9 protein-coding genes and 3 pseudogenes are annotated in these 12356 nt (G+C 72.4%); 9 read left to right on the plus strand and 3 right to left on the minus strand.

What is annotated here, in order from left to right; translation table 11 throughout:
• The first annotated feature begins 2 nt into the window (after positions 1-2).
• The 5 genes and pseudogenes from QMK28_RS15280 to QMK28_RS15300 form a co-directional block, all read left to right on the plus strand.
• The gene (locus QMK28_RS15280; RefSeq protein ID WP_326438114.1) at positions 3-2576 is read left to right on the plus strand and encodes an ABC transporter permease; all 2574 of its coding nucleotides are present in this window, start codon (positions 3-5) and stop codon (positions 2574-2576) included.
• Positions 2577-2678: 102 nt separating this feature from the next.
• The gene (locus QMK28_RS15285; protein ID WP_326438116.1) at positions 2679-3104 is read left to right on the plus strand and encodes a GNAT family N-acetyltransferase; all 426 of its coding nucleotides are present in this window, start codon (positions 2679-2681) and stop codon (positions 3102-3104) included.
• Positions 3105-3343: 239 nt separating this feature from the next.
• Positions 3344-4696 carry a hemolysin family protein gene (locus tag QMK28_RS15290; RefSeq protein ID WP_326438118.1) on the plus strand — a complete coding sequence of 451 codons (1353 nt, stop codon included), beginning with the start codon at positions 3344-3346 and terminating at the stop codon, positions 4694-4696.
• A complete protein-coding gene (locus QMK28_RS15295; protein WP_326438120.1) occupies positions 4693-5718 on the plus strand; it encodes a hemolysin family protein in 1026 nt (341 codons plus the stop codon). The genes QMK28_RS15290 and QMK28_RS15295 overlap by 4 nt, the downstream gene beginning before the upstream one ends.
• A 50-nt stretch (positions 5719-5768) precedes the next feature.
• Positions 5769-5900 (plus strand): annotated as a pseudogene (locus QMK28_RS15300) (ATP-binding cassette domain-containing protein); the annotation flags it as partial.
• 81 nt (positions 5901-5981) lie between these two features.
• On the opposite strand, the gene QMK28_RS15305 reads toward QMK28_RS15300, so the two are convergent.
• The 3 genes from QMK28_RS15305 to tdh all read right to left on the minus strand — a co-directional run bounded on the left by QMK28_RS15305 (position 5982) and on the right by tdh (position 8802).
• Positions 5982-6305 carry a holin gene (locus tag QMK28_RS15305; RefSeq protein ID WP_326438122.1) on the minus strand — a complete coding sequence of 108 codons (324 nt, stop codon included), beginning with the start codon at positions 6303-6305 and terminating at the stop codon, positions 5982-5984.
• Positions 6306-6481: 176 nt separating this feature from the next.
• Positions 6482-7663 carry a glycine C-acetyltransferase gene (locus tag QMK28_RS15310; protein ID WP_326438124.1) on the minus strand — a complete coding sequence of 394 codons (1182 nt, stop codon included), beginning with the start codon at positions 7661-7663 and terminating at the stop codon, positions 6482-6484.
• Between the two features lie 77 nt (positions 7664-7740).
• Positions 7741-8802 (minus strand): L-threonine 3-dehydrogenase, encoded by a 1062-nt coding sequence (gene tdh / locus QMK28_RS15315; protein ID WP_326438126.1) that lies wholly within the window; start codon positions 8800-8802, stop codon positions 7741-7743.
• 97 nt (positions 8803-8899) lie between these two features.
• On the opposite strand from tdh, the gene QMK28_RS15320 reads away from it, so the two are divergent.
• The 4 genes and pseudogenes from QMK28_RS15320 to QMK28_RS15335 all read left to right on the plus strand — a co-directional run.
• Positions 8900-9838, plus strand: coding sequence for a LysR family transcriptional regulator (locus QMK28_RS15320; protein WP_326438128.1), 939 nt, complete (start codon positions 8900-8902; stop codon positions 9836-9838).
• A gap of 120 nt (positions 9839-9958) precedes the next feature.
• Positions 9959-10762, plus strand: coding sequence for an SGNH/GDSL hydrolase family protein (locus QMK28_RS15325; RefSeq protein WP_326438130.1), 804 nt, complete (start codon positions 9959-9961; stop codon positions 10760-10762).
• Between the two features lie 59 nt (positions 10763-10821).
• Positions 10822-12249 (plus strand): annotated as a pseudogene (gene purB, locus QMK28_RS15330) (adenylosuccinate lyase); the annotation flags it as partial.
• A gap of 25 nt (positions 12250-12274) precedes the next feature.
• A pseudogene (locus QMK28_RS15335) lies at positions 12275-12356 on the plus strand (mismatch-specific DNA-glycosylase); the annotation flags it as partial.

Genomic DNA, 12356 nt, shown 5'->3' on the forward strand with positions numbered 1-12356 from the left:
CGGTGTTGCGGGCGACTCTGCGCAGCTTCTTCGCGCACAAGGGCCGGATGCTGCTGTCCGCGCTCGCCGTCGTGCTGTCGGTGGCGTTCGTCTCCGGCAGCCTGATCTTCTCCGACACGGTCAGCCGGACCTTCGACCGGCTGTTCGCCTCGACGGCCGCGGACGTGAAGGTGGAGCCGAAGACCGCCTTCGACGAGAACGGCGGCCAGGGGCTGGGCTCGGGACGCGTCCCGACCGTGCCCGCCGCGCTGCGCGACCGGATCGCGGCGGTCAAGGGGGTCGCCGACGCGCATGTGGACGCGGCGCTGGAGAACGCCACCGTGGTCGACGCGGCGGACAAGCAGGTCGGCCCGACCAGCGGCGCGCCGACCATCGCGACCAACTGGTACGCCAGCGACCGCAGCCCGGTGCGGCTGTCCAGCGGGCACGCCCCGCGCGGTGACCGGCAGGCCCTCATCGACGCCGACACCGCCGACCAGAAGCACATCAGGATCGGCGACCGGCTGCGGGTGATCGCCCCGCCCGGCGCCTTCCCGGTCGAAGTGGTGGGCATCGCGACCTTCACCACCACCAACCCGGGCGCGGCGCTGGTCTTCCTGGACACCCCCACCGCCCAGAAGAAGCTGCTCGGCAGCACGGACCGGGCGACGTCGATCTCGGCGGAAGCGGCCCCCGGGGTCTCGGACAAGGTGCTCAAGCGCCGGATCGCGGCCGAGCTGGGACCGAAGTACGAGCTGAAGACGGGCGCGGAGCAGGCGGAGTCCTCGGCGGCCGATCTCGGCGGCTTCCTCGACGTGATCAAGTACGTGATGGTCGGCTTCGCCGGCATCGCGGTGCTCGTCGGGATCTTCCTGATCGTCAACACCTTCTCGATGCTCATCGCGCAGCGCACCCGCGAGCTGGGGCTGCTGCGCGCGCTGGGCGCGGACCGCCGCCAGGTGCGCCGGTCGGTGCTCACCGAGGCCCTGCTGCTCGGCCTGGTCGGCTCCACGCTGGGGCTGGCCGCCGGCATCGGGCTCGCGGTCGGACTGCTCTGGGTGATGGGCCAGTTCGGCATGAACCTCGACGCGGCGGAGCTGGCGGTGCGCTGGCCGACGCCGGTGGCCGCGTATGTGGTCGGCATCGGCGTGACGTTCGTCGCGGCCTATCTGCCCTCGCGCCGGGCCGCCCGGGTCTCCCCGATGGCCGCGCTCGCGGACATCGAGGTGGCGGGCACCGGCAGGCCGCTGCGCATCCGCGCCGTGGTGGGGCTGGTGCTGGGCGCGGCGGGGGCGGCGGCCCTGGTCGGCTGCGCGCTGGCCACGAAGACCGCGACGGCCTCCTCGCTGCTGGGCCTGGGCGTCGTGCTGACGCTGATCGCCGGGGTGGTCGCCGGGCCGATCCTGGTCCGCCCGGTCATCCGGGTGCTGGGCGCCGCGTTCCCCAAGGTCTACGGCTCCGTCGGCCGGATGAGCCAGCGCAACGCGCTGCGCAACCCGCGCCGCACCGGGGCGACCGCGGCCGCGCTGATGATCGGCCTCGCGCTGGTCACCGGGATGTCGGTGGCGGGCGCGTCGATGACCAAGTCCTTCGACCAGCAGATCGACGAGTCGCTCGGAGCCGACTTCGTGCTGCAGAGCAGTAACTTCGGGCCGTTCCCGCGGGAGGTGACCGAACGGGTCCGCGAGGTGGACGGCGTCGGCACCCTCGTCCGGCAGCGGTACGCGCCGATGCGGCTCGTCCTGCCGGACGGCAGGACCGTGAAGACCACCGGCGGGGCCTTCGATCCGCAACTCGACCGGGCCGTGCGGTTCCACTACGCGGCCGGTGACACCGCCGCGGCGCTCGCGCCCGGCCGGATCGGCCTCCGGCGCGAGTTCGCCGAGCAGCACGACGTACGGATCGGCAGCCGGGTCAAGGCCCTCTTCTCCACCGGGCGCACGGCCGAGCTGACGGTGGGCGCGCTGACCTCGGACCAGGCCCAGGGAGGCGCTCCGGCGGAGGGCGTCATGATGGGTTTGGCCACCCTGGAGAAGTACCTGCCGGGCGGGCAGGACGCCGCGCTGTACGCCAACGCCGCGTCCGGCACCGACAAGGAACGGCTGCGGGCGGACCTCAAAGCGGCCCTCAAGCCCTTCCCGCAGATCCAGGTACGCGACCAGGCGGACTACAAGGAGCTGATCCGCGGCCAGATCTCCGTCCTGCTCTACCTGGTGTACGCCCTGCTGGGGCTGGCGATCGTGATCGCCGTGCTCGGGGTGGTCAACACCCTCGCGCTGGCGGTCGTGGAGCGCACCAGGGAGATCGGGCTGCTGCGGGCGCTCGGTCTGTCACGGGTGCAGCTGCGCCGCATGATCCGGCTCGAATCGGTGGTGATCGCGGTCTTCGGCGCGGTGCTGGGCCTGGGGCTCGGGCTGGTGTGGGGCGTGGTGACGCAGCAAGTGCTCGCGCTGGAGGGCATCAAGTCGCTCGCGATCCCGTGGACGACGGTGGCAGCGGTGGTGGTCGGCTCGATCGTGGTGGGGCTGGCCGCCGCGCTGCTGCCCGCGCTGCGGGCGTCCAGGATGAATGTGCTCGCGGCCATCGCCCACGAGTGAACCGCCTGTGCGGGGCCGCTCAAGGGCGGCCCCGCACGACGTCGGCACCGGACCGGCCCCGGACCGATCGGCTCGGGGCCGGTCCGGTGATGGGATACCGGTATGAGCGATCTTCGAATACGGGCCGCGACACCCGCCGACCTCGATGCCGTACTGGCCTTCTGGAAGGAGGCCGCGGAGGGCATCAGCATCAGCGACGACCGGGACGGAATCGCCCGGCTGGTCGCCCGCGACCCCGGGTCACTGCTGCTGGCCGAGCGCGGCGGTGCGCTGGCCGGCACCGTGATCGCGGGTTTCGACGGCTGGCGCTGCCACCTCTATAGGCTGGCCGTGCACCCGGAGCAGCGGCGCCGGGGCATCGGCGGCGCGCTGCTCGCGGCCGCGGAGGAGCGGTTCACCGGGCTGGGAGGGCGACGCGCGGACGCGATGGTGCTCGACCGCAACGACCTGGCGCACCGGACGTGGAGCGCCGCCGGATACGCGTCCGAACCGCAGTGGAGTCGCTGGGTCAAGCCGCTCGGCGCGTGACGGCGGGGTGCGGCAGATCCACGGCTGGTCCGCGGTCGCTCCGCGGCGGGTCCACCGCACGTGCGCCTACGACTCGCTCCGGCCCCGCCCCGGACCCCTGCTTTGCCGATCCTTTACCCTAGGTGAACCATCAGTCCCTCCAGCGAAAGGTGTGAGCGTCCGGCCATGGCCGAGCCTCCCAGTTGTCGACATAGCGCGAACCTCCCGACCGTAGCCGATCATGGGACGGAGGTGACCCGATGACTGAAGTGCTTCTCCTGCTGCTCGCACTGCTGCTGACCCTGGCGTGCGGCATCTTCGTCGCCGCGGAATTCTCCCTCACCACGATCGAGCGCAGCGAGGTCGAACGGGCCGCGGAGAACGGCGAGCGCGGGGCGGACAGCGCTCTCAAGGCCGTCCGCAGCCTCACCTTCCAGCTCTCCGGCGCGCAGCTCGGCATCACCGTCACCGGCCTGGTGATCGGCATGCTGTCCGAGCCGTCCATCTCCGTCCTGCTGTCCGGGCCCCTGGGGTCCGCCGGGCTGTCGGACTCGGCGGCCTCCTCGGTCGCCCTCGTTCTGGGCACCGCCGTGTCCACGGTCGTCCTGATGGTCGTCGGCGAGCTGGTCCCCAAGAACTGGGCGATCTCGCGACCGCTTCCTGTCGCCAAGAAGGTCGCGACCGCGCAGCGCGCGTTCAGCTCCGCCTTCCGGCCGCTGATCAGCCACCTCAACAACACCGCCAACCGCGTCGTGCGCCGGATGGGCCTGGAGCCCGCCGAGGAGCTGGCGTCGGCGCGCGGCCCGCAGGAGTTGGTGGCGCTCGCCCGGCACTCCGCGAAGGAAGGCGCGCTGGAGCAGGACACCGCCGAGCTGTTCGTACGGACCCTGAACCTCGCCGAGCTCACCGCGGAGAACGTCATGACGCCCCGCGTGCAGGTCACCGCGCTGGAGGTGCACGCCACCGCGGAGGACGTCGCCGACGCGACCCGCGCCACCGGCCTGTCCCGCTTCCCCGTCTACCGGGGCAGTCTGGACAAGGTCGTCGGCGTCGTGCACATCAAGGACGTGGTGGCGGTGCCCGCCGAGCGGCGGCCCCGCCACCCGGTCACCGAGCTGCTCCGGGAGCCGCTGCTGGTGCCGGAGTCGCTGACCGTGGACCGGCTGCTGGACCGGCTGTCCGCCAGGCGCAGCATGGCCGTGGTCATCGACGAGTACGGCGGCACGGCCGGGGTCGTCACCCTGGAGGACATCGTCGAGGAGGTCGTCGGCGAGGTCCGCGACGAGCACGACCCGGACGAGACCCCCGACCTGGCGCCCGCCGACGAGGACGCGCAGGGCCGCAAGGTCTACGACGCCGACGGCGCGGCCCGGATGGACCAGTTGCGGCGCATCGGGCTGCGCGCGCCGGACGGCCCGTACGAGACCCTCGCGGGGCTGGTGGCCACCGAGCTCGGCCGCATCCCGGCCGTCGGTGACGTCGTCGAGGTCGAGGGCTGGCGGATTGAGGTGGTCGACGCCTCGGGGCGCCGGGCCTCGGGGGTGCGGCTGACCGCACCGCCGCCCGGCCCGGACCCCGACGCCGACGACACCGACCGCGAGGACGACCGATGACCGCGATCCAACTCTTCATCGGCCTGTTGACCCTGGTGGTCAACGCCTTCTTCGTCGGCGCCGAGTTCGCGCTGATCTCGGTGCGCCGCAGCCAGATCGAGCCGCACGCCGATTCGGGCGACCGGCGGGCCGTGAGCGTGCTGTGGGGCCTCAAGCACGTGTCGTCGCTGATGGCGGCGGCGCAGCTCGGCATCACGCTGTGCACGCTGGTGCTCGGCGCGGTCGCCGAACCGGCCATCGCCCATCTGCTGGAGCCGGTCTTCCACGCCGTCGGGGTGCCGGACGGCATGACCCACCCGATCTCCTTCGTCATCGCGCTCGCCGCGGCGACGTATCTGCACATGCTCTTCGGCGAGATGGTGCCGAAGAACATCGCGCTGGCCGAGCCGGTCCGTACCGCACTGCTGCTCGGCCCACCGCTGGTCACGCTGTCGCGCGCGCTGCGGCCGGTCATCTTCGCCATCAACGCCTTCGCGAACGCGCTGCTGAAGCTGATGCGGGTGGAGACGAAGGACGAGGTCTCGGCGACGTTCTCGGACGACGAGCTGGCCCGGATGGTGAAGGATTCGAGCGACGCGGGGCTGATCGACGACCGGGCGACGGCGCGGCTGCGCGATGCCCTGGAGCTGGGCCGCAGGCCCATCCAGGATGTGGTGCTGCCGGCCGGGCGCGTGGTGGCGGCGGGCATGGGCGTGACGCCGGAGGGCCTGGAGCGGCTGTCGGCGGAGTCCGGGTTCTCCCGCTTCCCGGTGATCGACGACAGTCTGCGGATCGTGGGCTATCTCCATGTGAAGGACGCGCTGGCCGCGGGCCCGCGGGACGTGCCGTTCGAGACGTCGGCGATGCGGCCGATCGCGCGGGTGCGGGCCAGCACGCCGCTGGACGACGTACTCACCGCGATGCGCGCCACCAGCACGCACCTGGCCGCGGTGATGGGCGAGGACGAGCGGCTGACCGGGCTGGTGACCATGGAGGACGTGTTGCGCGAGCTGGTGGGCCGCACTCCCAAGGAGCCTGTGTGACCTCGCAGTCGGTCGTCTGCGAGGTCTCCGACGGCTATCCCGGGTAGCCGGTGCTGGAGCGAGTGTCGTTCACGGTCCGCCCCAGCGAGCGCGTCGGGGTCATCGGTGACAACGGCTCGGGCAAGTCCACGCTGCTGCGGCTGCCGGCGGGGCGCGCGCTGGACGCGGCGGGAGATGGCGGACGGACGGGTGGCTGCCGCAGACGTAGCGGTCGGGGGTGTGGGCGGTCGGAGACCTGGCGGTCCGGGGGCTGCCGAGGGTGTTCAGGGCTGCGGGGCGGGGCCGGCCGGCGCTGCGGGACCGGTGGGGCCGGGAGCTCCGGCGGCCCCTGTGGGGGCGGACGCGCCGGCCCCGCCGGGCATCCGGTCCGTCGTCTCCGTCAGACCCGGCCCTTCGCGGCCCAGGCCCGACGCGCCGAGCGCGGTCAGCACGGCGAGCAGCGCCGCCAGCCCCGCGGTGGACAGGGCGGCCTGCCACTCGACGTCGATCAGGTTCGTCGATCCGGCCACCAGCACGGCGGCCAGCGCCTGCGCGAAGGTGCGGACGGTTCGTTCCAGGGTGGCTTTCCAGAAGACTGCGGTGAACATGGGTGCTCGCTTTCGACCGGCGGACACGGTGGCCCCGGCCGGCTCGCCGGGCCGGCCGGGAATGCCCCTGCCCTGTTATCCATACCGCTGCGAGCGCCGCCCGCCCAGCCCCGCCGCCGAACCTGTGGCACGACCGGCGCGGAGGGCGTTGTTCCTGTTCAGGCCGCCGTTCCTGTTCAGGCCGCGAGGTCGGCCCGTACCTCGATGAACGCGCGGACCGCGCGCTGGATCTCCTCGGTGGAGTGCGCGGCGGACAGCTGGACGCGGATGCGCGCCTTGCCCTTCGGCACGACCGGGTACGAGAACGCGGTGACGTAGACGCCCTTGGTCAGCAGGGCCGCCGCCATCCGGCCCGCGAGCCCGGCGTCGCCGAGCATCACGGGGGCGATCGGGTGCTCGCCGGGCAGCATGTCGAAGCCGGCGGCCGTCATTTCGGAGCGGAACAGCGCGGTGTTCTCGCGCAGCTTCTCGCGCTGCTCGCCGGAGGCGGCCAGCAGGTCGAGGATGCGCAGCGAGGCGCCGACGATGGCCGGGGCGAGGGAGTTGGAGAAGAGGTACGGGCGGGAGCGCTGCCGGAGCAGTTCCACGATCTCGGCCCGCGCGGCGACATAGCCGCCGCTCGCGCCGCCGAGGGCCTTGCCGAGGGTGCCGGTGACGATGTCGACGCGGTCGGCGACGCCGAACAGCTCCGGGGTGCCCCGGCCGCCCGCGCCGGTGAAGCCGACGGCGTGCGAGTCGTCCACCATGACCAGCGCGCCGTAGCGCTCGGCCAGGTCGCAGATCTCGTCCAGCGGGGCGATGTAGCCGTCCATGGAGAAGACGCCGTCGGTGACGATCAGCTTGTGCCGCGCGTCGGAGGACTCCTTGAGGCAGCGCTCCAGGTCGGCCATGTCGCGGTTCTTGTAGCGGAAGCGCGCCGCCTTGGAGAGCCGGATGCCGTCGATGATGCTCGCGTGGTTCAGCTCGTCGGAGATGACGGCGTCGGCGTCGGACAGCAGGGTCTCGAAGACACCGCCGTTGGCGTCGAAGCAGGAGCTGTAGAGGATGGTGTCCTCGGTGCCGAGGAACTGCGAGAGGCGGCTCTCCAGTTCCTTGTGCGGGGCCTGGGTGCCGCAGATGAAGCGGACGGAGGCCATGCCGAAGCCCCAGTCGTCCAGCGCCTGCTTGGCGGCCGCGATGACCTCGGGGTGGTCGGCGAGGTCGAGGTAGTTGTTGGAGCAGAAGTTGACGACCTTCTGGTCGCCGACCTGGATGCTCGCGGACTGCGGGCTGGTGATCACCCGCTCGGCCTTGTACAGCCCGGCCTCGCGGATCTCGGTCAACCGGTCGCGCAGGTCCTGGCGCATGCTGTCGAACACGGGGTGCTCCTCTTCGTCTTCGTCTCGTTCGTCTTCGTCTCGGGGCCCTCGGCGGATCTCCGCGGGTGCCGCGCGCTTCAGCCGGCGTCGGCGTCGGTGGCGGGCAGCGTCGGGCTCGTCCAGTCGATGACGACCTTCCCGCACTGGCCGGAGCGGGCCGCGGCGAAAGCCTGGGCGTGCTGCTCGTAGCCGAAGCGGTGGGTGATCACCGGGGAGAGATCGAGGCCGCTCTGCAGCAGGACCGACATCGCGTACCAGGTGTCGTACATCTCCCGGCCGTAGATGCCGCGCAGCGTCAGCATGCGGGTGACGACGGTGGCCATGTCCACGGGTACGTCGCCGGTCGGCAGCCCGAGGATCGCGATGCGGCCGCCGGGGCCCATGGCGGCGATCATGTCCTGGAGGGCGTCGGCGCGGCCCGACATCTCCATGCCGACGTCGAACCCCTCGCTCATCCGCAGTTCCGGCATGACTTCGGGGATGCGGCCCGCGCTGACGTCGAGCGCGACGGTGACGCCCATCTTCCGGGCCAGGTCGAGCCGGTATTCGCTGACGTCGGTGATCACGACGCTGCGGGCGCCCGCGTGCCGGGCGACCGCCGCGGCCATCATGCCGATCGGTCCCGCGCCGGTGATCAGGACGTCCTCGCCGAGGACGGGGAAGGCGAGCGCGGTGTGCACCGCGTTGCCGAACGGGTCGAAGATCGCGGCGATGTCGAGGTCGATGGGGTGGCGGTGCACCCAGACGTTGGACTCGGGCAGCACGACGTAGTCGGCGAACGCCCCGTCGGTGTGCACGCCCAGCCCGACGGTGCGGATGCACAGGTGGCGGCGGCCGGCCATGCAGTTGCGGCACTTCCCGCAGACCAGATGCCCTTCGCCACTCACGATGTCGCCGGGGCTGACGTCCCGGACGCCCGAGCCGACGTCCGCCACCTCGCCGACGAACTCATGGCCGAGGACGAGCGGCGCGCGGACCGACTTCGCGGCCCACGCGTCCCAGCTCTCGATGTGCAGATCGGTGCCGCAGATACCGGTGCGCAGCACCTTGATGAGCACCTCGCCCGCTGCGGCCCGGGGTGTCGGTACTTCGGTCAGCTCGATGCCCGGTCCGGCGACGGTCTTTGCCAATGCCTTCATGTGCGATCACTGTGCTGGGTACTGCCTGTTAAGTCCATCGGCATTACTCCAGGTTGCCTGTGAAGCAGAGCTTTACAGCGCTGCCATACTTCCCCATGTGATCGATCCCCGCAGACTGCGCGTGCTGCGCGCGCTGGCGGACCACGGCACCGTCACCGCCGCCGCCCACTCGCTCTACCTCTCGCCCTCGGCCGCCTCCCAGCAGCTCGCCGCGCTGGAGGCGGAAGTGGGGCACGCCCTGCTGGAGCGGCGGGGCCGGACCGTACGGCTCACCGCCACCGGCGCCGTCCTCGCCTCGCACGCCACGAAGATCGCCGCACAGCTGGAGCTGGCCGAGGCCGATCTCGCGGCATGCGCGGCCGGTGTGGCGGGCGAGGTGACGGTGGCCGCGTTCGCGACCGCGATCACCGAGGTGGTTGCCCCCGCGGTGGTGGCGCTGCGGGAGCTCGCGCCGCAGGTCCGGGTCCGGGTGAAGGACGCCGAGGGGCACGCGTGCCGACGGCTGCTCGTCGACGGCGAGGTCGATGTCGCGGTGGCCGTCGAGCACCGGGACACCCCCGGGCGCAGCGACGACCGCATCCTGCGCGAGCCGTTGTACGCGGAGCCGTTCGACCTGGTGCTGCCGCTCGGCCATCCGCTGGCGGACGCGCCCGAGGTCGATCTGGCGGAGCTGAGCGGCGACCCGTGGATCACCCCGTGGCCCGGTAATCCGGTGCACGACGTCGTGCTGCTGGCCTGCCAGGAGGCGCGGTTCCAGCCGCGGGTGGAGTGCCTGTCGGACGATTTCCGGGCGGTGTGCGCGCTGGTCTCGGCCGGTTCCGGCGTCGCGCTGGTGCCCCGTTCGGCGCTGCCGGTGACCGCGTTGACGGGGACGGTCGTACGGCCGGTGAGCGGCCGCCGTCCGACGCGCAAGGTCTTCACCGCGGTGCGGCGCGGCAGCGAGGGGCACCCGCTGCTGGAGTTGGCCCTCGACGGCCTGCGGGCGCAGGCGGCGGCGCTGCGGGTCCGAGGCCGCGGGTCCGAGCCGCGAGTCTGAGGCCCGGGGTCCGCGCTGCGGAAGGGCGCGCCGCCCTTCCCCCGACGCCGGTACGGAGCCGCGGACCCCGGCCCGTACGTCGCGGACCCCGGCCCGTACGGGGATAGACTCGCCCGCGCCATGCAGATGAATGCCACATACACCAGTCTTGTCGCGGTCGGCGACTCCTTCACCGAGGGCATGTCGGACGTGCTCCCCGACGGCTCCTACCGCGGCTGGGCGGATCTCCTCGCCCTCCGCCTCGCGTCCCGTACGCCCGGCTTCCGCTACGCGAACCTCGCGGTGCGCGGGAAGCTGATCGGGCAGATCGTCGACGAGCAGAGCGGCCCGGCCGCCGCGATGGGCGCGGATCTGGTGACCCTGGTCGGCGGACTCAACGACACGCTGCGGCCCAAGTGCGATGTCGAGCTCGTCTGCGCCCGGCTGGAGGAGGCCGTGGAGCGGCTCGCACCGTCCTGCGAGCAGTTGGTCATGATGCGCAGCCCGTTGCGCCGGGGGCCGTTCGCCACCCGCTTCCAGCCGCGTATGGAACGGCTGTTCTCGTTCGTCGACGAGCTGGCCGCGAAGCATGGCGCGGTGGTCGTGGACCTGCTCGGCGCCGATGTGCTGGGCGACCCGCGGATGTGGGCCGACGACCGGCTGCATCTGAACGCGGAGGGCCACCGGCGGGTCGCCGAGGCCGTCTGGCAGGCGCTGGGGCTGGACGCGGAGACGGACTGGACGCGGACGCTGCCGCCGTTCGTACCGCCGAAGTGGGTCGCGCGGCGCGGGAGCGACGCGCGGTTCGCGCGCGAGCACCTGGCGCCGTGGATCGGCAGGCGGCTGGCCGGCCGCTCCTCGGGCGACGGCAGGAGCGGAGCCCACTTCGACCCGGTGTCGGGCCAGGCCGTCCCGGTCATCCTCAAACCGCCGGCCGACGGCTGACCCGCACTCGGCCGGGGCGTGGCGCGGGCCTCCGGAACGGGCCAGTAGAATTCCGCCACGTGACTGCTAAGCCGCGTATCCCGAACGTCCTGGCCGGCCGCTACGCCTCCGCGGAGCTCGCCGTCCTGTGGTCCCCCGAGTACAAGGTGACGCTGGAGCGGCGGCTGTGGCTCGCCGTGCTCCGCGCCCAGAAGGACCTGGGGATCGAGGTGCCGGAGGAGGCCCTCGGCGACTACGAGCGGGTCCTCGACCAGGTCGACCTGGCCTCGATCGCCGAGCGCGAGAAGGTCACCCGGCATGATGTGAAGGCCCGGATCGAGGAGTTCAACGCCCTCGCCGGCCATCAGCAGGTGCACAAGGGCATGACCTCCCGCGACCTGACGGAGAACGTCGAGCAGTTGCAGATCCGGCTCTCGCTGGAGCTGGTCCGCGACCGTACGGTCTCGGTGCTGGCCCGGCTCGGGAAGCTGGCCGCGGAGCACGCCGAGCTGGTCATGGCGGGCCGCTCGCACAACGTCGCGGCGCAGGCCACCACCCTCGGCAAGCGCTTCGCGACCGCCGCCGACGAGCTGCTGGTCGGCTACGGACGGCTGGAGGACCTGCTCGGCCGCTATCCGCTGCGCGGCATCAAGGGCCCGGTCGGCACCTCCCAGGACATGCTGGACCTGCTCGGCGGCGACACCGTGAAGCTGGCCGAGCTGGAGCAGCGGATCGCCGGCCACCTCGGCTTCGGACACGCCTTCACCTCGGTCGGCCAGGTCTACCCGCGCTCCCTCGACTACGACGTGGTGACCGCGCTGGTGCAGCTGGCCGCCGCGCCGTCCTCGCTCGCGAAGACGATCCGGCTGATGGCCGGGCACGAGCTGGTCACCGAGGGCTTCAAGGCGGGCCAGGTCGGCTCGTCGGCGATGCCGCACAAGATGAACACCCGCTCCTGCGAGCGTGTCAACGGCCTGATGGTGATCCTGCGCGGCTACGCGTCGATGACCGGCGAGCTGGCGGGCGACCAGTGGAACGAGGGCGACGTGTCCTGCTCGGTGGTCCGCCGGGTCGCGCTGCCGGACGCGTTCTTCGCCTTCGACGGGCTGCTGGAGACGTTCCTGACGGTGCTGGACGAGTTCGGCGCCTTCCCCGCCGTCGTCGCCCGCGAGCTGGACCGCTACCTGCCTTTCCTCGGCACCACGATGGTGCTGATGGGCGCGGTACGGGCCGGGGTGGGCCGCGAGGCCGCGTACGAGGTCATCAAGGAGCACGGCGTCGCCTCGGCGCTCGCGCTGCGCGAGGGCGCCGAGCGCAATGAGCTGCTGGAGCGGCTCGCGGCGGACGAGCGGCTGCCGCTGGACCGCGCGCAGCTGGACGCCCTGATGGCCGACCGGCTCTCCTTCACGGGCGCGGCGGCCGACCAGGTCGCCTCGGTGGTCGCCCGGATCGACGCGATCGCCAAGCAGCACCCCGAGGCCGCGGCCTACACCCCCGGATCGATCCTCAGATCCGCGACCGCACCGGCAGCCGATGACGCCCGAAGAGCTGGAAGCCGCCCGCGACCGCATCGTCAAGGATGTCACCGCGGGCGGCTTGCGGGTGCTGTTCTGCG

Source organism: Streptomyces sp. H27-D2, assembly GCF_035828615.1.
Classification (GTDB): Bacteria; Actinomycetota; Actinomycetes; order Streptomycetales; family Streptomycetaceae; genus Streptomyces.